General features: G+C 72.5%; 14 protein-coding genes, 1 pseudogene and 2 riboswitches. Of the genes and pseudogenes, 10 read left to right on the top strand and 5 right to left on the bottom strand.

Going from position 1 to position 17886, the window contains the following annotated elements; genetic code table 11:
- Positions 1 to 122: 122 nt before the first annotated feature.
- Positions 123 to 2981, bottom strand: coding sequence for a LuxR C-terminal-related transcriptional regulator (locus AB0J04_RS17620; RefSeq protein ID WP_363169353.1), 2859 nt, complete (start codon positions 2979 to 2981; stop codon positions 123 to 125).
- A gap of 139 nt (positions 2982 to 3120) precedes the next feature.
- On the opposite strand from AB0J04_RS17620, the gene AB0J04_RS17615 reads away from it, so the two are divergent.
- Positions 3121 to 3582, top strand: a complete 462-nt coding sequence (locus tag AB0J04_RS17615; RefSeq protein ID WP_363169352.1) for a pyridoxamine 5'-phosphate oxidase family protein — start codon at positions 3121 to 3123, stop codon at positions 3580 to 3582.
- 88 nt (positions 3583 to 3670) lie between these two features.
- Positions 3671 to 4150 carry a DUF1801 domain-containing protein gene (locus AB0J04_RS17610; protein ID WP_363169351.1) on the top strand — a complete coding sequence of 160 codons (480 nt, stop codon included), beginning with the start codon at positions 3671 to 3673 and terminating at the stop codon, positions 4148 to 4150.
- On the opposite strand, the gene AB0J04_RS17605 is transcribed toward AB0J04_RS17610, so the two are convergent.
- The 3 genes from AB0J04_RS17605 to AB0J04_RS17595 all read right to left on the bottom strand — a co-directional run bounded on the left by AB0J04_RS17605 (position 4141) and on the right by AB0J04_RS17595 (position 6321).
- Positions 4141 to 4680 (bottom strand): VOC family protein, encoded by a 540-nt coding sequence (locus AB0J04_RS17605; protein WP_363169350.1) that lies wholly within the window; start codon positions 4678 to 4680, stop codon positions 4141 to 4143. The genes AB0J04_RS17610 and AB0J04_RS17605 overlap by 10 nt on opposite strands.
- A gap of 123 nt (positions 4681 to 4803) precedes the next feature.
- Positions 4804 to 5499: an alpha/beta fold hydrolase gene (locus AB0J04_RS17600; protein WP_363169349.1), complete on the bottom strand. Its 696-nt coding sequence runs from the start codon at positions 5497 to 5499 to the stop codon at positions 4804 to 4806.
- Positions 5500 to 5511: 12 nt separating this feature from the next.
- Positions 5512 to 6321 (bottom strand): IclR family transcriptional regulator C-terminal domain-containing protein, encoded by an 810-nt coding sequence (locus AB0J04_RS17595; RefSeq protein ID WP_363169348.1) that lies wholly within the window; start codon positions 6319 to 6321, stop codon positions 5512 to 5514.
- Positions 6322 to 6473: 152 nt separating this feature from the next.
- Here AB0J04_RS17595 and AB0J04_RS17590 point away from each other — a divergent pair, with 152 nt between their 5' ends.
- The 6 genes and pseudogenes from AB0J04_RS17590 to AB0J04_RS17565 all read left to right on the top strand — a co-directional run.
- Positions 6474 to 7643 carry a CoA transferase gene (locus tag AB0J04_RS17590; RefSeq protein WP_363169347.1) on the top strand — a complete coding sequence of 390 codons (1170 nt, stop codon included), beginning with the start codon at positions 6474 to 6476 and terminating at the stop codon, positions 7641 to 7643.
- Complete coding sequence (locus AB0J04_RS17585; protein ID WP_363169346.1) at positions 7640 to 8473, top strand: citryl-CoA lyase; 834 nt, start codon at positions 7640 to 7642, stop codon at positions 8471 to 8473. The genes AB0J04_RS17590 and AB0J04_RS17585 overlap by 4 nt, the downstream gene beginning before the upstream one ends.
- Before the next feature lie 40 nt (positions 8474 to 8513).
- Positions 8514 to 8722, top strand: a riboswitch (cobalamin riboswitch).
- Positions 8723 to 8763: 41 nt separating this feature from the next.
- Positions 8764 to 9801 (top strand): ABC transporter substrate-binding protein, encoded by a 1038-nt coding sequence (locus AB0J04_RS17580; RefSeq protein WP_363169345.1) that lies wholly within the window; start codon positions 8764 to 8766, stop codon positions 9799 to 9801.
- Positions 9798 to 10862 carry an iron chelate uptake ABC transporter family permease subunit gene (locus tag AB0J04_RS17575; protein WP_363169343.1) on the top strand — a complete coding sequence of 355 codons (1065 nt, stop codon included), beginning with the start codon at positions 9798 to 9800 and terminating at the stop codon, positions 10860 to 10862. The genes AB0J04_RS17580 and AB0J04_RS17575 overlap by 4 nt, the downstream gene beginning before the upstream one ends.
- A gap of 24 nt (positions 10863 to 10886) precedes the next feature.
- The gene (locus AB0J04_RS17570) at positions 10887 to 11699 is read left to right on the top strand and encodes an ABC transporter ATP-binding protein (protein ID WP_363169342.1); all 813 of its coding nucleotides are present in this window, start codon (positions 10887 to 10889) and stop codon (positions 11697 to 11699) included.
- Positions 11700 to 11718: 19 nt separating this feature from the next.
- A riboswitch (cobalamin riboswitch) is annotated at positions 11719 to 11913 on the top strand.
- 122 nt (positions 11914 to 12035) lie between these two features.
- A pseudogene (locus AB0J04_RS17565) lies at positions 12036 to 12461 on the top strand (5-methyltetrahydropteroyltriglutamate--homocysteine S-methyltransferase); the annotation flags it as partial.
- A 144-nt stretch (positions 12462 to 12605) separates the two neighbouring features.
- Here the strand turns inward: AB0J04_RS17565 and AB0J04_RS17560 are convergent.
- Complete coding sequence (locus AB0J04_RS17560) at positions 12606 to 13703, bottom strand: enoyl-CoA hydratase/isomerase family protein (protein WP_363169341.1); 1098 nt, start codon at positions 13701 to 13703, stop codon at positions 12606 to 12608.
- 173 nt (positions 13704 to 13876) lie between these two features.
- Here AB0J04_RS17560 and AB0J04_RS17555 point away from each other — a divergent pair, with 173 nt between their 5' ends.
- Both AB0J04_RS17555 and scpA read left to right on the top strand, forming a co-directional pair.
- A complete protein-coding gene (locus AB0J04_RS17555; RefSeq protein ID WP_363169340.1) occupies positions 13877 to 15685 on the top strand; it encodes a methylmalonyl-CoA mutase family protein in 1809 nt (602 codons plus the stop codon).
- Between the two features lie 14 nt (positions 15686 to 15699).
- On the top strand, positions 15700 to 17877 hold the full coding sequence (gene scpA / locus AB0J04_RS17550) for a methylmalonyl-CoA mutase (RefSeq protein ID WP_363169373.1): 2178 nt from the start codon (positions 15700 to 15702) through the stop codon (positions 17875 to 17877).
- The last annotated feature ends 9 nt before the right edge of the window (positions 17878 to 17886 follow it).

Raw genomic sequence — 17886 nt, 5'->3', positions numbered from 1 at the left:
TCCTCAATATTGCGCACCTGTATCCGAATGCACAAGTGTTACTTTCTCGTGGTGACGGGGAACACCTCGCGGCAGGCGGGCGGTCATTTGAACTTCGCACTTCGCACTTCGCCGACGAGCTTTCAGCCCGTCCCGAACAGGCCGAGGTCGGTGAGTGCCGTCGCGCCGGCGGTGGTGTGGCCGTCTCCGGCGAGCAGCAGCGTGCGCGCCGACTGGTAGGGGCAGCCCGCCGCCTCGAATGCCGTCGCCGCGGTGAGCAGCCGCGTCGGGTCGCCGTCCGACAGGGCCTGTGCACGGTCCAGTTGGGCGGTGGCGACCGGGTTGCCGGCGACCAGACTCCGGGCGGCGTCGACCCGGTCGCGGGCGTCCGGGTGCCCGGCGAGCACCGAAGCCTCCGCGCGGAGCGCCACGTACCAGTGCAGCCAGATCCAGGAGACCCACTTCCATACCTGATCCGGCTCCGGTGCGACGCGTTCCAGGGCCGCGTCCGGGTCCCCGTGATGGAGCAGGACCAGGGTGTCGAAGACCGCGCCGTACCCGTGGCGGTGCTCCTCCGCGGTGCCCGCCTGGTCTACGACGTCGAGCCAGGCGGCCCTGGAGTCGTGGTCGCCGCGCAGGCCGTGGATCATCGCGACCGACGCGGCGGCCGGGCCGAGCGAGAACGACCGCTGCCGACCGCTCCGCTGCCACGCGTCGAGGAATCGCACGCTGCCTGCGCGTACTGCGTCGCCGTGGCCCGCGAACGCGTCCGCGACCAGGAGCCAGGACGTGGCGTGGTGGCCCACCTCGGCGAACAGCGGCTGGTCGGCGAGTTCCCTGCCCCACCGGCGGGCCTGCGGCAACCGACCCACGCCGAGGGCGGTGCCGGCGGCCATGGCGAGGGCGTCCATCCGCTCGTGGGTGCCGGCGGGGGTGCGCGGTACCGAGGCCAGGAGGTCGATCCGCCGCCGGGCGGCGGCCGCCGCGCCGAAGGAGTCACCGGCCCAGGTCCGCGCGCCGGAGAGCGCGTCGAGGGCGGCGGACTCGGCCACCGGGTCGCCTGTCCCCCGGGCGAGTTCGACGGCCCGTTCGGCGTACTCGACCGTCTCGTGCGCGGTGTTGTCCGCGGCGCCCTGGACCGCGCCGAACGCGTCCGCGATCACCGCCGCCTCGGCCAGCGCGACGGCCGCCTCGGCAGCCGGATCGCCGTCGCCACTACCGTCGTCCCGGTCGCCGTCGAACAGCTCGCGCGCTGCCGTGAGCACTGCGGTCGCCTCGTCCACCGTGGGGATCAGTGTGAACTCGCTGGAGAAGCGGTACGCGACGGTCGCGGCGGCGGCGAGGTCCCGGCCGGCCCCCGCGGTGTCGCCGGCTCGGCGGGCGGCCTCCGCGGCGGCCCGGTGCAGGCGGAACATGTCGTCGCCGAGTCGGCGGCAACCGGCCACCCCGGCGGCCTCCCGCAGCGCCGCGGCTTCAGCGGATCCGTCGGACCCGTCGGACCCATCGGTTTCGGCGGCGAGCGCGGCGGCCTGTTCGAAGCGTTGCTGGGCCTCGCCGAGCAGGTTGCGGGTGAAGGTCAGCCCGCCCATGGCCAGGGCGAGGCGATGGGCGTCCCCGCGCTGTTCCGGCCGGTCGGCGGCCCAGGTGAGGGCTGCTCGGAGATCCTCCGCCAGCGCGTCGAACCGTGGACGCCAGTCCGCGCCCTGACCTCCCGTGAGGGCGGACGCTCCCGCCAGGCACCAGCCGACATGGCGAGAGCGGACGTCCGTCAGCTCACCGGCGGCGTCGAGCCGCTGCGTCCCGTACTGGCGGATGGTCTCCAGCGCCTGGTACCGGGTGCCGGTGGCGGACGGTGTCGCCGTGAGCAGGCTCTGTTCGGCGAGTCTGCCGAGTCCGTCGGTGACCGCGGCCGGCTCCAGCGGGGCGAAGCCGGCCACCACCGTGGCCGCGTCAGCGGTGAACGGCATGACGAACACCGAGATCCGGCGCAGCAGCGCCCGATCCCGCGGCTGGAGGAGGTCATGGCTCCAGTCCAGCGCGGCCCGCACCGACCGGTGTCTGTCGTCGGCGCGGGGTCCGCCGGAGAGGATCCGCAGCTGGTCGGACAGGCCGGCCGTGAGACCGTCCAGTCCGAGCGTGGGCCAGCGGGCCGCCGCCAGTTCGATGGCCAGCGCCATGCCGTCGAGGCGTTCGCACACGGCCGCGATCCGGCCGCGCAGCGCCGGGTCCGGGGGCGGGCCGGCCGCCGCCGCGCGTTCCATGAACAGGGTCACGGCCTCGGAGTCGCCACCGCCGGCCCAGGACAGCGGCGGAACGGGGAAGGCCCACTCGAACGGCACCATCATCCGGGCCCGGCTGGTCGCGAGCACGCGCAGCCGCGGGCAGGCCACCAGCAGCCGTTCCAGGAACGGCGCGACCCCGTCGCGTATCTGCTCGCAGTTGTCCAGCACCAGCAGCGCCTCGCGGTCCGCCAGTGCGGCGAGCACCGCCTCGTCGATGCCGCGACCGGGCTGCTCGCCCACGCCCGCGGCCGCCGCGACCGCCGCTGCGACCCGCCCGGGATCGGTGATCGGGGCCAGGTCGACGAACCACACGCCGTCGGCGAAGTCGTCGGCCGCCTCCGCCGCCACCGCCAAGGCGAGTCGTGTCTTGCCCACGCCGCCCGGACCGACGGCGGTCACCTGACGGCGCGTCTTCACCGCCTCGGCCAGCTCCGCGCACTCCCGGACCCGGCCGACGAACGCGGTCAGCGGCGCGGGGAGGGCGGGTGCCGGGCGCGACCGGTCGGCGCGGGTGGATTCGGCCGCGCGCCGGGAGAGCGCCCGCCGGTCCGGCACCCCCAACTTGCGCAGCAGTGCGGAGACATGTGACTCGACGGTGCGCACGGAGATGAACAGCCGCGCGGAGATCTCCGCGTTGCTGAGGTGTTCGCCGAGCAGCGCGAGCACTTCGGCTTCCCGGCTCGAGACCGCCGGCACCCCTGGGACCACTGGACTGGACACCGAGTCATTATCCGTGGCGCTTTCCGTGGTGGGCACGGAGGCGGCCCGTGCCCAGGCCGGGAGAGCCTCTGACCACGGCGATCGACCCGGCAGGGCACGGCCGCCGGGTCGATCGGGACCCACGACCACAGGAGTGACCATGACCGGTTCGTCCACCCGGGCGCGCCCCCGCGCCGTGCGTCGCCGGGACACCGAGCACCGGCTCACCCATGACGTCGACGTCTGGGTGTCCAGCGCCTCGGCGGACGGCGTGCCGTATCTCGTGCCGTTGTCGTTCGACTGGGACGGCGGGACGCTGTTGGTCGCCACCCCGGCCGGCAGCCCGACCGGCAGGAACCTGACCGCCGGCCGGACCACTCGGCTGGGCCTGGGCCACACCCGCGACGTGTCCATGATCGAGGGCGAGGTCGAGGTCCTGGAGATCGACGCGCTGCCCCGGCAGTCGGGTGACCGGTTCGCCGCACGCACCGGTTTCGACCCGCGCGCATCGGCGACGCCGTACCGCTGGTTCCGGATCACCCCGCGCCGCGTCCAGAGCTGGCGCGAGGCGGACGAACTGCCGGGCCGCGAGCTGATGCGCGACGGCCGCTGGCTCGCCTGACCGCATTCCACCGGGCCTGACCACACGTCACAGGGCCTGACCACACTTCACAGGGCCTGACCACACTTCACAGCAGAGGGAATCTGTCATGACGAACACCCGGAATTCCGCCCGGAGCACCGCCACGCCCGCCACGAAGTTCGACGGGTTCACGACCGAGGAACGCGACGCGATGAAGGAGCACGCGCAGGAGTTGAAGACGTCCGCGCGCCGCAGCCCGCGCACGGCCAAGGCCGAGGCGGAAGGCGACGTCCTCGCGAAGATCGCCGGGATGGCGGACGCGGACCGCGTGCTCGCCGAGCGGCTCCACGCGATCGTCAGGTCCGCCGCCCCGGACCTCTCGCCGAAGCTCTGGTACGGGATGCCCGCCTACGCCAGGGACGGCAAGGTCGTCTGCTTCTTCCAGAGCGCGCAGAAGTTCAAGACCCGGTACGCCACGCTCGGCTTCAGCGACCAGGCGAAGCTCGACGAGGGCGCCCTGTGGCCCACCGCCTACGCCCTGACGGAACTGACCGCCGCCACGGAGGCGCAGATCTGCGAACTCGTCCGGAAGGCGGCTCAGCGGTAGGTGTTGTTGCTGACGTGGTCGCCGTCGAGCCAGGACTTGAGTTCGGCGCGTGCGGTGCGCCGCCGCTCCTCGTCGGACTCCTCGATGCCGGGGGCGTCCAGGGTGAACTCGAGCAGGAGGCCGTTCGGGTCGCTGGTGTAGAGCGAGCGGCAGTATCCGTGTTCCAGGACATAGGTCTCGTCGGGCTTCCAGCCGGCGTCCTCGAGGCGCTGGGCGAGGTTCTTCTGGACCTCCTCGGTGACCTTGAGGGCGATGTGCTGGAACGGCGAGTGCGGCATCCGCGGGCCGAACTCCTCCTGGTCGGCGGGGTCGGCGAACTGGAAGAAGGCGAGCGCGCTGCCGTCTCCGAGGCCGTAGAAGGTGTGGCAGTAGGTGCGCACGGCCCCGAAGAGCTCGTCGGACTCCTTCCAGGTCGCGACCAGCGGCAGCCCGATGAGGTCCTCGTAGAACGCCCGGGTCGCCTCCTGGTCCCGCGTGACGTAGGCGTTGTGGTGAAGCCGCGTCGGCAGTGACTGCGTCGACTGCGTCATCTTTGACTCTCCTTCGCGATCTCCCGCTTCCGGGCGGCGGCGGTCGACCGAACCGGAGGAATCTTCGGACACCTGTCCGTCAGGCGGGCACGGATCGACGATCGCGCGAGGCTCTTCCCGCTGTCAATAGCCCGGCAGGGCGGGGAAGCCACCGGTCGCCTGCTCGGCGAGAATCGCCGTCAGCCGGTCCGGGGCCGAGAAGAAGGGGGAATGGTCGCAGTCGATCTCGACGCTCTCGCTCGCGTGCGCCGCGCATGCGCGCTGGGCCTCGACCCGTACCGTGCGGTCCTTCGCGCAGACCACGTAGGCAGTGGGCACGGACGTCCACGCGGGGTGGGCGATCGGCGCCCGCGGCACCCGGCTCCGCATCGGCCGCCAGCGCCGCGCCGCCGCCTCGGCCAGGTCGGGCGGCGAGTGCGAGTAGAGCACCTCGCGGGCCTCCGCACGCAGGACGACGGCTCCGTCGTCGTCCGTGTCCCAGGCCGCCCGGAACTCCGGGTGGCCCCACCGGGGTGTGCGCTCCGCGGGCGACTCTCCGGGCAGCGGCATCCGCGCCGCGACGAAGACCAGCCGGTCCGCCTCGTGCCCGCCGGCCGCCACCGGGAGGCCGCCGTAGCTGTGCGCGACGAGCACCACGGGCCGTGCCCCCGCGGCTTCGCGGACCGCCGCTCGCACGGCGGCGGTGTCCTCCTCGAAGGAGGTGAGCGGCAGATCGATCGCCCGGCCCGCGACCCCGATCCGGTCCAGCCGCTCCAGGACCGGACTCCAGCACCAGCCGTCGTGGTTGGCCCCGTGCACGAGGACGATCAGGGGTTTCACAAGGATCTGGTCTCAGCCGGCCCGGGGGGCGAGCATGGCGATGGGACGCCCTTCCCATGCCGCCCAGTCCGAGCTGATGTCGCCGGCCGTGCGGAGCAGCGGGGGGAGGTGGTGCTCCAGGAGGTGCTCGACCGAGGTCTCGGCGGCGTGGGCGTTCACGTTCACCGCCGCGACCGTCCGGCCCTGGCCGTTGCGGATGGGCGCGGCGACGGACCGGATGCCGAGGGCGAGTTCCTCGTCGGTGACCGCCCAGCCCTTGGCCCGTACGTCGCGCAGCATCTCGTCGAGTTCCTCGCGCTGCGGCCGGTGCCGGGGCTCGATGCCCGACCTGCCGGGCTGGGCGAGCACGCGGTCGAGTTCGGCTTCGTCGAGGGCCGCGAGGAGCACTTTCCCGAGGGAGGTCTGCGCGGCGGGGAAACGGGTGCCGACGGTCACCGACAGCGTCACCAGTTTGGGCATGGCGACCCGGCAGACGTAGACGATGTCGGAGCCGTCGAGCTGCGCGATCGAGGACGACTCCCGGGTACGGGCCACCAGGGCGCGCAGGTGCGGTTCCGCCAGTTCCCAGATGTTCTGCGAACCGATGTAGGTCATCCCGAGTTCCAGCACCCGGGGCGTCAGCGAGAAACCGCCCTCGCCGCTGCGCACGTACCCCAGTTCCTGGAGCGTGATGAGGATCCGGCGGGCCGTGGGCCTGGCCAGCTGCGCCTCGGCGGCGACCTCGCTCAGCGTCATGCACGGCCTGCCCGGCTGAAAGCCCCGCAGCACGTCGAGCCCTCGCGCGAGGGCCTCGATGAAGTCGGGGCCGGTGTCCCGGCGCATCTTTCGTCCCTCCGTACGCCCAGCGGATGGTCGTCCGCCACTGTATCGCCGCTTCTCGCGCCGGCACCTCTCGTGATTGACAGTGGACGGACCGAGGAACCACACTGGCGGACATTGGTCCGCCTGCCGGACACAGTGAAAGGTGTCGCTCGATGACCGTCACAGCCGGCGCCCTCGACGGGCTGCTGATCGCCGACTTCTCCCGCATCCTGGCCGGGCCGTACGCCACCATGCTGCTGGCGGACCTGGGCGCCGAGGTGATCAAGGTGGAATCGCCGTCCGGCGACGACACGCGCACCTGGATGCCGCCGGTCCGGGACGGGGTGTCGACCTATTACCTCGGCGTCAACCGCAACAAGCGCTCCCTCGCCCTGGACCTCAAGAACGCCGAGGATCTGCGCCTGGCCCAGGAACTGGTCTCGCGTGCGGACATCATGATCGAGAACTTCAAGCCGGGCGGTCTGGCCCGGTTCGGCCTGGACTACGACACGGTCCGCACGGACAACCCCGGGCTGATCTACACGTCGATCAGCGGGTTCGGCACGGCGGGCGGGGCGTCCCTGCCCGGCTACGACCTGCTGGTCCAGGCGGCGTCCGGACTCATGAGCCTGACCGGGGACGCGGACGGTCCGCCGTACCGGGCGGGGATCTCGGTGTTCGACGTCATGACCGGCATGCACGCCGCCATCGGGATCCTGGCCGCCCTCAACCACCGCAACGCGACCGGGGCCGGACAGCACGTCGAGGTCAACCTCCTCTCCTCCGCACTGTCGGGACTGGTGAACCACACCTCGGCCCACGTGGCCGGGGAGGTCGTCCCGCACCGGATGGGCAACGCACATCCCAGCCTGTTCCCCTACGAACCGCTGCCCACGGCCGACAAGGACCTCATCGTCATCGCGGGCAACGACGGCCAGTTCCGCAGACTCTGCGTCGAACTGGGCCTGGACGAGCTGGTCGACGACCCTCGGTTCGCCGGCAACGAGGCCCGCACCCGCAACCGCGAGCAACTGCGTCCGCTGCTGGTCGCCAAGCTCGCACAGCGCCCGGCGGACGACTGGTTCAGGAGACTGTCCGCGGCGGGTGTGCCCTGCGGACCGATCAACCACGTCGACGGAGGCGTCGCGCTCGCGGCGGACCTGGGGCTCGACCCGGTGGTCACCCTGGGCAGCGGGCCGGGCTCCGTGCCGATGATCCGCAACCCGATCACCTTCAGCGGCACCCCGCCCCGGCACGACCTTCCGCCCCCCGCCCTCGACCAGCACGGCGAAGAGCTGCGGGCCTGGCTCGCGGCGGACAAGGAAAGGGAGACGGACCGATGACCGCCGGACAGCCCCAGCCCCAGCCCGAGTACCCGCCCCGATACCCGACCGGTCTCGGGACCTCGGACGCCGCCACCATCAGCCTCCTCGGGCAGAACCTGGCGGAGGACCTGATGGGCAAGGTCGGCTTCGGCGAGCTCGCGTTCTGGCTCGCCACCCAGCGCCGCCCGACCGCGGGCGAGGTGCGGCTCTTCGAAACGGTGCTGGTCGCGCTGGCCGACCACGGTTTCACCCCCACCGCCATCGCCGCGCGCATGACCCTGTACTCCGCGCCGGAGTCCGTGCAAGGGGCCCTCGCCGCCGGGCTGCTCGGCGGCGGCTCCCGCTTCCTGGGCGTCACCGAGGACACCGGCCGCTTCCTCGCCGAGGTGCTCGCCGCGGTGAACGCGGCGGGTGAGCCCCTCCCCGCCACCGAGGCCGAATGGGACGCGCTCGCACGGGAAGCGCTGACGGAACGCAAGGCGGCGAAGCAGCTCGTGCCCGGCCTCGGCCACCCGGTGCACAAGGAGGGCGACCCACGGACGCCGGTCATCATCCGCATCGCCCACGAGGAAGGCGTCCACGGCCCCCACCTCGCCCTGTTCGAGGCCGTCGGGCGCACGGCGCCGGACGTCCTCGGCCGTGCGCTGCCCCTCAACGGCGCCGGAGTCTGCGGGGCGGCGCTCGCCGATCTCGGACTCCCCCTCGAACTGCTGCGCGGCTTCGCCCTGCTCGCCCGGACGGCCGGGCTCCTCGGGCACCTCGCCGAGGAACTGCGCCGGCCCATCGCGCCCGACGTCTACCGCTCGGTCGACCGCAACGCCCACTACGTCCCCGGTGCAGCGCCGTAGGGCAAACGAACGTTGCAGGTAGGGCGATTAGGTAAGGCTATGGTAATTTCCGGACGCCAGTCGTATTCGTACACGCGGTCGTACGCGTGCACGGGTCAGGGAATCCGGTGGGAGTCCGGAACTGACGCGCAGCGGTAAGGGTGACGGGCGGGGCGGCAACCACTGGACGACGGCCACGGCCGGGTCTGGGAAGGTGCCCCGCCGGGGTGATCCCGAGTCCGAAGACCTGCTGGCAACCGACCGTCCGAACGGGCCCCGCGCATGGGCCTCGACGCCTAGGAAGCCGCCTCGTGCATCTGTCACGCCCCGCCCGCCGTTCCGTCCTGCTCCTGTCCGGGGCACTGCTGCTGTCCGCCTGCGGTTCGGGCTCGTCGTCCGAGGGGGCTTCGGGCGCCGCCGCGTCCGCGAAGGCCGTCACGCTGGACAACTGCGGGCAGAAGGTGACCGTCGAGTCGCCTCCGAAGCGGGCCGTCTCGCTGAACCAGGGCACCACCGAGATCATGCTCTCGCTCGGCCTGGCCGACCGGATGGCAGGCACCGCCACCTGGACCGACCCGGTCATGAAGGGGCTGGAGAAGGCCGACGCGAAGGTGCCCCGGCTCGCCGACAACCAGCCGTCGTTCGAGAAGGTGCTGGCCGCCGAGCCGGACTTCGTCGCCTCGTCCTTCGCGTCCACGCTGAGCAAGGGCGGAGTGGCTCCCCGCGAGAAGTTCGAGGAGCTGGGGGTGCCGACGTATCTCTCGCCCGCCGACTGCGAGGGCAAGGACAACAGCGGCGACGGCGACGGCTCACGGACCGAGCCGCTGGCCATGGACACCGTGTACCGCGAGGTGCGCGACCTGGCGCGGATCTTCGGGGTGGAGGAGCGCGGCGAGAAGCTGGTCACGCAGCTCGAGGGCCGGGTCGCCGAGGCCACGTCCGGGATCGACGCCGAGAACGCCACCGTCCTGTACTGGTTCGCGAACCAGGAGTCCCCCTACCTGGCGGGCTGTTGCGGTGCGCCGGGCATCATCACGAACGCGCTCGGCGCGAAGAACGTCTTCGACGACAGCACGCAGGAATGGCCGCAGGTCAACTGGGAGACCGTCGCCGACCGCAACCCCGACGTACTGGTCATCGGCGACCTCACCCGTAAGTCGCAGACGGCCGAGACCGCCGCGCGGAAGATCGCGTTCCTGGAGTCCGACCCGGCGACCAAGAACATGGACGCGGTGAAGCAGAAGCGGTACGTGCTGCTCAGCGGGCAGGCCATGAACCCCACGATCCGCACGGTCGAAGGCGTGGAGAAGGTCGCCGCGGCGCTGCGCGCGTACGGGCTCGCCGGATGACCACCGCCCTGCGGTCGCCCGGGGTCCGACGGCTCCGGGCAGCCGCCGGGGTGCTGCGGGGCGTGGCCGGTCCGGTCGCCGGGCTCGCGGTGCTGGCGGTGTCCGTCGCCGTGGCCATCACGATCGGGCCCGCGGACATCGGCGTCGGGGACGTCTGGTCCACGGTCGCCTCCCATCTGGGCTGGGGCGCCTCGGACCTGTCCCCCATCCGGGACGGCATCGTCTGGAACCTGCGGCTGCCGCGCACCCTGCTCGCCGCGGTGTGCGGTGCCGGGCTGGCCGTGTGCGGGGCGGTGCTGCAGTCGCTGCTGCGCAACCCGCTCGCCGACCCCTTCGTCCTGGGGGTCTCCTCCGGGGCGTCGACCGGGGCGGTCGTCGTGGTCGTGCTCGGAGTCGGCGGGAGCGTCGTGTCCGTGTCGGGGGGCGCGTTCGTGGGCGCGCTCGGCTCGTTCGCGCTGGTGCTGCTGCTCAGCCACACGCTCGGCGGTACGACGGACCGGGTGGTGCTGTCCGGTGTGGCCGCGATGCAGTTGTTCTCGGCCGTGACCTCGTTCGTCGTGATGACGGCGGCCGACGCGGAGACCACCCGGGGCGTGCTGTTCTGGCTGCTCGGGTCGCTCAGCGGGGCCGGCTGGACCGAGGTGTGGCTCTGTCTGACCGTCCTGACCGGGGCCTTGGCGGTGTGCCTCGGGTACGCGCGCACCCTGGACGCGTTCGCCTTCGGCCAGGACGCGGCGGCCACGCTCGGGGTCGCGGTGGTCCGGACCCGGCTGGTGCTGCTGTGCGTGACGGCGCTGCTGACGGCCGTGCTGGTGAGCGCGGCGGGCGCGATCGGCTTCGTCGGGCTCGTCCTGCCGCACGCGGCCCGCGCCCTGGTCGGCCCGGGGCACACCCGGCTGCTGCCGGTCGGCGCGCTCGCCGGGGCGGTGTTCCTGGTGTGGGCCGACACCCTGGCCCGTACCGTCCTGGACCCGCAGGAGGTGCCGGTGGGCGTGGTGACGTCGCTCGTCGGCGTCCCGGCGTTCGTCCTGGTCCTGTACCGCACGAGAGGGACACGATGAGGGGGACCCCATGAGGAGGACGCGTTGAGCGGGACGCACGCCGCCGAGGGTCGGTCACCCACCCTCGGCGCCGACCGGGTCAGCCGCTCCGCCGACGGACGGCTGATCCTCGACGGCGTCAGCCTCGCCCCTCGGCCCGGCTCCGTGACCGGGCTGCTCGGCCCCAACGGATCCGGCAAGTCGACCCTGTTGCGCGTGCTGTCCGGCGTCCTGTCCCCCGCCTCGGGCGTGGTGACGCTCGACGGCCGCCCGCTGGGCGACTGGGGCCGCCGAGCCGTCGCCCGGCGCGTGGCCGTCGTCGAGCAACAGGCCGACACGCTGGTCGAGTTGACCGTGGCCGACGTCGTACGCCTGGGCCGTGTCCCGCACCGCCGCGCCTGGACGCCGACGACCGGGGCGGACGAGAGGGCTGTCCGCACCGCCCTCGAACGCACCGGGCTCACCGACCGTCTGGACCAGCCCTGGCACACGCTCTCCGGCGGGGAACGCCAGCGCGTCCAGATCGCCCGTGCCCTCGCCCAGGAGCCGCGCGAACTGCTGCTGGACGAACCGACCAACCACCTGGACATCCAGCACCAGCTCGACCTGTTGAACCTGGTCGCAGAACTGCCCGTCACCAGCGTCGTCGCCCTGCACGACCTGAACCTGGCGGCCATGTACTGCGACCAGGTCGTCGTGCTCCGGGAGGGCCGGGTGGTGGCCGCCGGCACCCCTGCCGCCACCCTCACCGAGTCCCTGATCGCCGACGTCTACGGCGTGCGCGCCACGGTCACCCGCCCCGACCCCGGCGACGACAGGCCCTTCATCCGCTTCCTGGGGACGGTCGCCGGGAAGTGAGCGTAGGGTGGCCGGTGCAGCTGGTTCGCCCCGTCAGCCGGACGGGATGCGTCGCAAGAGGGAACCCGGTGTGAATCCGGGACTGCCCGCAGCGGTGAGCGGGAACGACCGCCGTCATGAGCACTGGACCCCGTGAACGGGATCTGGGAAGCGACGGCCATTAGGTGTCCTCCGACCAGGAGGACGTGCCCGCGAGTCCGAAGACCTGCCGACTGCCCGCGCGCGAGCCACTCGTGCGCGGACATCCCGGTGACCTCGTGGGCGGGTCGGCGTACATACGGGACGGACGACCGCGCCGTGTTGCGCGCAGTCGGTCGCCGCCCAGTTCGTCACCCGCGCGAGACGCTCCCGCTGCGCGCCGCCGACCACCCCGCCTACCTCGCGTGGGCCACGGAGGCGTTCCGGCTGACGACGAGCGGCGTCCGTCCGGACACCCAGATCCACACCCACATGTGCTACGCCGAGTTCGGTGACATCGTCCAGGCCATCGACGACCTCGACGCCGACGTGATCAGCCTGGAGGCCGCCCGCTCGCACATGCAGGTCGCCCGTGAACTCGCCGCCCACGGCTACCCGCGCGAGGCCGGTCCCGGCGTGTACGACATCCACTCCCCGCGCGTCCCGAGCGTGCGGGAGGCGGCCGAACTGCTGCGCACCGGTCTCAGGGCGATCCCCGCCGAACGGCTGTGGGTCAACCCCGACTGCGGACTGAAGACCCGCGGCTGGCCCGAGACCCGCACCTCGCTGGAGAACCTGGTCGCCGCGGCCGCAACCTCCCGGGACAGAACACCTAGCCCGAGTCGTCCCGGCCGGCACGCTCGCCCCTCGCGCGGGGGGCGAGCGGGCACCCGGCCGAGCACCCCGCCGAGCACTCGGCCGGGCCGACGCTTCCGGCTGACCAGGCTCTCAGCCGTCGAGCCCGAGTCCCCGTCGTTCCCCGAGGGGGCGGAAGTAGCGCTCGACATCGGCGTCGGTGACCTCGGCGAGGGTGGCCGGCGACCAGCGCGGGGTGCGGTCCTTGTCGATGACCTGGGCGCGGATGCCCTCGACCAGGTCGGCGGTGGACAGGGCCGCGCAGGACACGCGGTACTCCTGCTCCAGCACCCGCTCCAGCGAGCCGAGCCGACGGGCGCGCCGCAGCGCCGTCAACGTGACCTTCAGTGTGGTGGGCGACTTGGTGAGCAGGGTCTCCGCGGCCTCCTTCGCGGCCGGGTCGCCGTGCGCGAACAGTCGCCGGACGATCTCCTCGACCGTGTCGGCGGCATAGCAGTCGTCGATCCACTCCCGGTGGCCGGTCAACGCCCCCTCCGGAGCAGGCCGCACATGAGGCACGAGGGCCTCCCGGACGGGCAGGCGCCCAAGGTCGCCGACTAGGTCGGGCAGGGAGGGGGACGGCACGTAGTGGTCGGCCAGCCCGCACAGCACCGCGTCTTCGGCGCCGATCTGCGCGCCCGTCAGCGCGAGGTGGGTGCCCAGTTCGCCGGGTGCGAGCCCGAGGAGGTGGGTGCCGCCCACGTCCGGGACGAAGCCGATGCCGGTCTCGGGCATGGCGATGCGCGAGCGCTCGGTGGCGATCCGGACGCTGCCGTGCGCGGACACGCCGACGCCGCCGCCCATGACGATGCCGTCCATGACGGCGACGTACGGCTTGGGGTAGCGGGCGATGCGTGCGTTGAGGCGGTACTCGTCGCGCCAGAACGCGGCCGAGGCGGCGCCGTCCGCGTCGCGGGCGTCGTCGTGGACGGCGCGGATGTCGCCGCCCGCGCACAGGCCGCGCTCCCCGGCGCCGGTGATGACGACGGTCTCGACCGCCGGGTCGTGCTCCCAGGCGGTGAGGGCTTCGTCGATGCGGCGCACCATGAGATGGTTCAGGGCGTTGAGGGCCTTGGGGCGGTTGAGAGTGATGTGGGCGGCTCGTCCGTCGGTGTGCAGCAGGACGGGTTCCTCGTCCGCGATCGTTCCGGACGTGTTCGTCGCGCTGGTCGGGCTGGTCGGGCCGTTCATCGGTTCGCCTCCGTCAGGGGCCGCGCGCCACGTTGACGCGCATGATCTCGTCGGTTTCTGCCAGGAATCCTAGGGACCGGCCGAACGGGTGATCCACACCACACTTTTCGGGAGAACAAGCTCACAGCCCCGCGCTCTGCTGCGGCTTTAGAGATCTGGCCTAGCATCCGAGCATGACAGTGCTGCCTGACGACGGGCTCTCGCTCGCCGCCGAGTTCCCCGACACGACACGTGAACAGTGGCAACGTCTCGTGGAAGGCGTCCTGAGCAAGTCGGGCAAGGAGGTCTCCGGAGCAGCGGCGGAGGACGCCCTGTCCACCGTGCTGGAGGACGGGCTCGGCACCCGACCCCTCTACACCGCGCGCGAGACCGCCCCGGATCCCGGCCTTCCCGGCTTCGCTCCGTTCGTGCGCGGGGGCCGCGCGGAGGGGAACACCGTAGGCGGCTGGGACGTACGCCAGCGGCACGCCTCGGCGGACGGCTCCGCGGTCCTGACCGACCTGGAGAACGGCGTCACCTCGCTCTGGCTGGTCGTCGGCCGGGACGCCGTCCCGGTGTCGTCGCTCGACAAGGCGCTGGACGGCGTCTATCTCGATCTGGCGCCGGTCGTCCTCGACGCCGGCCGTGAAGTCGAGTCGGCCGCGGGCGAGTTGCTGCGGATCTACGCGGAGCGGGGCGTCGGCGCGGAGGCCGCGCGCGGGAACCTGGGCGCGGATCCGCTGGGCCATGAGGCCCGTACGGGCGAGGCGCTGGAGTTCGCGCCGACGGCCCGTCTCGCGCGGCGGTGCGCCGAGGGGTATCCGGGGCTGCGGGCGCTGACCGTGGACGCGCTGCCGTACCACGAGGCCGGCGGTTCGGCCGCCCAGGAGCTGGGCTGCTCGCTGGCGACCGGGGTCGCCTGTCTGCGGGAGCTGACCGAAGCCGGGCTGAGCGTCGGCCAGGCGTGTGCGCAGCTCGAGTTCCGGTACGCGGCCACCGCCGACCAGTTCCTGACCATCGCCAAGCTGCGGGCGGCGCGCCGGCTGTGGGCCAGGGTGGCCCAGGCCTGCGGGGCCCCGGAGGCGGGCGCCCAGCGCCAGCACGCGGTGACCTCGCCGGTGATGATGACGCGCCGCGACCCGTGGGTGAACATGCTGCGCACCACGATCGCCACGCTGGCCGCCGGGGCCGGCGGCGCCGACTCCGTCACCGTGCTGCCCTTCGACGACGCCCTCGGTCTTCCGGACGCGTTCGCGCGGCGCATCGCCCGCAACACCTCGACGATCCTCATCGAGGAGTCCCATCTGTCCCGGGTGATCGATCCGGCAGGCGGCTCCTGGTACGTGGAGCGGCTCACCGACGAACTGGCCCACGCGGGCTGGGAGTTCTTCCAGGGCATCGAGCAGGCCGGCGGCCAGGCGGCCGCGCTGCGCTCCGGAGCGATCCGTGAGCGGCTGGCCGAGACGTGGTCGGTGCGCAGCGCGAAGCTCGCCAAGCGCCGCGAGCCCGTCACCGGCGTCAGCGAGTTCCCGCACCTGGCGGAGAAGCCGGTCGTCCGCGCGCCCGCGCCCGCGCCGCCGTCCGGCGGACTGCCGCGCGTGCGGCGCGACGAGGCGTTCGAGGCGCTGCGCGCCCGTTCCGACGCCCACCTCGCCGCGACCGGCGCCCGGCCCCGGGTCTATCTGGCCGCCCTCGGCCCGGCGGCCGCGCACACCGCCCGTCTCACCTTCGCCGCCAACCTGTTCCAGGCGGGCGGCATCGAGCCCGTCACGGAGGGCGGGTTCGAGGAGAGCGGGGCGCGGGAGGCCTGCCTGTGCTCCAGCGACGCGCTGTACGGGGAGCAGGCCGAGTCCGTGGCCGCGCAGCTGAAGGCCGCCGGTGCCTCGCACGTGTTCCTGGCGGGCCGCCCCGGGCAGTACACCGGGGTGGACAGCCATGTCTTCGCGGGATGTGACGCGGTCGCCGTCCTGTCCGCCGCCCTCGACCGTATGGGAGTGTCCTGATGGGAGACCGTCCGATGGGGGCGATCCCCGATTTCTCCGGCATCGAGCTGGGGACCCCGACCGCCGACGGCGGCCCCGACGAGTGGCGTTCGGCCGTCAAGCGGGCCGCCGACGGGGACGACCTGCTCTGGGAGACCCCGGAGGGCATCGCGGTCAAGCCGCTCTACACCGGGCAGGACCTGGAGGGCCTGGACTTCCTGGGCACCCACCCGGGCATGGCCCCGTATCTGCGCGGCCCGTATCCGACGATGTACGTCAACCAGCCGTGGACGATCCGCCAGTATGCGGGCTTCTCCACGGCCGAGGAGTCCAACGCCTTCTACCGGCGTAATCTGGCCGCCGGCCAGAAGGGCCTGTCGGTCGCCTTCGACCTGCCCACGCACCGCGGCTACGACAGCGACCACCCGCGGGTGACCGGTGACGTCGGCATGGCGGGCGTGGCGATCGACTCGATCTACGACATGCGGCAGCTCTTCGACGGCATCCCGCTGGACAGGATGACCGTGTCGATGACGATGAACGGCGCGGTGCTGCCCGTCCTCGCGCTGTACATCGTGGCGGCGGAGGAGCAGGGCGTACCGGCGGAGAAGCTCGCGGGGACCATCCAGAACGACATCCTCAAAGAGTTCATGGTCCGCAACACCTACATCTATCCGCCGAAGCCGTCGATGCGGATCATCTCCGACATCTTCGCCTTCACCTCGCAGCGGATGCCCCGCTACAACTCGATCTCCATCTCCGGGTACCACATCCAGGAGGCGGGCGCGACGGCCGACCTGGAGCTGGCGTACACCCTCGCGGACGGCGTGGAGTACCTCCGGGCCGGGCGGGAAGCGGGCCTGGACGTGGACGCGTTCGCGCCCCGGCTGTCGTTCTTCTGGGCCATCGGCATGAACTTCTTCATGGAGGTCGCCAAGCTGCGCGCGGCCCGCCTGCTGTGGGCGAAGCTGGTGAAGCAGTTCGACCCGAAGAACGCCAAGTCCCTCTCGCTGCGCACCCATTCGCAGACCTCGGGCTGGTCGCTGACCGCACAGGACGTGTTCAACAACGTCACGCGCACGTGCGTGGAGGCGATGGCGGCGACCCAGGGCCACACCCAGTCGCTGCACACCAACGCGCTCGACGAGGCCCTCGCCCTGCCCACCGACTTCTCGGCGCGCATCGCCCGCAACACCCAGCTGCTGCTCCAGCAGGAGTCGGGGACCTGCCGGGTGATCGACCCGTGGGGCGGCAGCGCCTACGTCGAGAAGCTCACCTACGACCTCGCCCGCCGGGCCTGGCAGCACATCCAGGAGGTAGAGCAGGCGGGCGGCATGGCGCAGGCCATCGACGCCGGCATCCCCAAGCTGCGCGTGGAGGAGGCGGCCGCCCGCACCCAGGCGCGCATCGACTCGGGACGCCAGCCGGTCATCGGCGTCAACAAGTACCGCGTCGAGACCGACGAGGCGATCGACGTCCTCAAGGTCGACAACTCCTCGGTGCGCGCCCAGCAGATCGAGAAGCTGCGGCGGCTGCGGGCGGAGCGCGACGAGCGGGCCTGCCAGGACGCGCTGGACGCGCTCACCCGGGCCGCCGGGGGCGAGGGCAACCTGCTGGAGCTGGCCGTGAACGCGGCGCGCGCGAAGGCGACCGTCGGGGAGATCTCCGACGCCCTGGAGAAGGTGTACGGGCGGCACGCGAGCCAGATCCGTACCATCTCCGGCGTGTACCGCAACGAGGCAGGCGAGTCCCCGTCCGTCGACCGCACCCGCGCGCTGGTGGACTCCTTCGAGGAGGCCGAGGGCCGCCGGCCGCGCATCCTGGTCGCCAAGATGGGCCAGGACGGCCACGACCGCGGCCAGAAGGTGATCGCGACCGCCTTCGCCGACCTCGGCTTCGACGTCGACGTCGGCCCGCTGTTCCAGACCCCGGCCGAGGTGGCCCGCCAGGCCGTCGAGGCGGACGTGCACATCGTCGGGGTCTCCTCGCTGGCCGCCGGGCACCTCACCCTCGTCCCGGCGCTGCGCGAGCAGTTGGCCGAGGAGGGCCGCGAGGACATCATGATCGTGGTCGGCGGGGTGATCCCGCCGCAGGACGTTCCCACACTCCTGGAGATGGGCGCGGCGGCCGTGTTCCCGCCCGGCACGGTGATCCCGGACGCGGCATACGACCTCGTCGAGCGGTTGTCCGCCGGTCTCGGGCACGAACTCTGAGGCCCGCGC

It is taken from the genome of Streptomyces sp. NPDC050263, assembly GCF_040655955.1.
Lineage (GTDB): Bacteria > Actinomycetota > Actinomycetes > Streptomycetales > Streptomycetaceae > Streptomyces.
The sequence above is the reverse complement of the archived record's forward strand: the minus strand, read 5'-3'. Positions and strand labels throughout refer to the sequence as shown.

Coding starts and splice junctions, on each gene's coding strand:
- AB0J04_RS17615 (WP_363169352.1), top strand. CDS start 3,121: ATGACCGGTTCGTCCACCCGGGCGCGCCCCCGCGCCGTGCGTCGCCGG.
- AB0J04_RS17610 (WP_363169351.1), top strand. CDS start 3,671: ATGACGAACACCCGGAATTCCGCCCGGAGCACCGCCACGCCCGCCACG.
- AB0J04_RS17605 (WP_363169350.1), bottom strand. CDS start 4,680: ATGACGCAGTCGACGCAGTCACTGCCGACGCGGCTTCACCACAACGCC.
- AB0J04_RS17595 (WP_363169348.1), bottom strand. CDS start 6,321: ATGCGCCGGGACACCGGCCCCGACTTCATCGAGGCCCTCGCGCGAGGG.
- AB0J04_RS17590 (WP_363169347.1), top strand. CDS start 6,474: ATGACCGTCACAGCCGGCGCCCTCGACGGGCTGCTGATCGCCGACTTC.
- AB0J04_RS17585 (WP_363169346.1), top strand. CDS start 7,640: ATGACCGCCGGACAGCCCCAGCCCCAGCCCGAGTACCCGCCCCGATAC.
- AB0J04_RS17575 (WP_363169343.1), top strand. CDS start 9,798: ATGACCACCGCCCTGCGGTCGCCCGGGGTCCGACGGCTCCGGGCAGCC.
- AB0J04_RS17560 (WP_363169341.1), bottom strand. CDS start 13,703: ATGAACGGCCCGACCAGCCCGACCAGCGCGACGAACACGTCCGGAACG.
- AB0J04_RS17555 (WP_363169340.1), top strand. CDS start 13,877: ATGACAGTGCTGCCTGACGACGGGCTCTCGCTCGCCGCCGAGTTCCCC.
- scpA (WP_363169373.1), top strand. CDS start 15,700: ATGGGGGCGATCCCCGATTTCTCCGGCATCGAGCTGGGGACCCCGACC.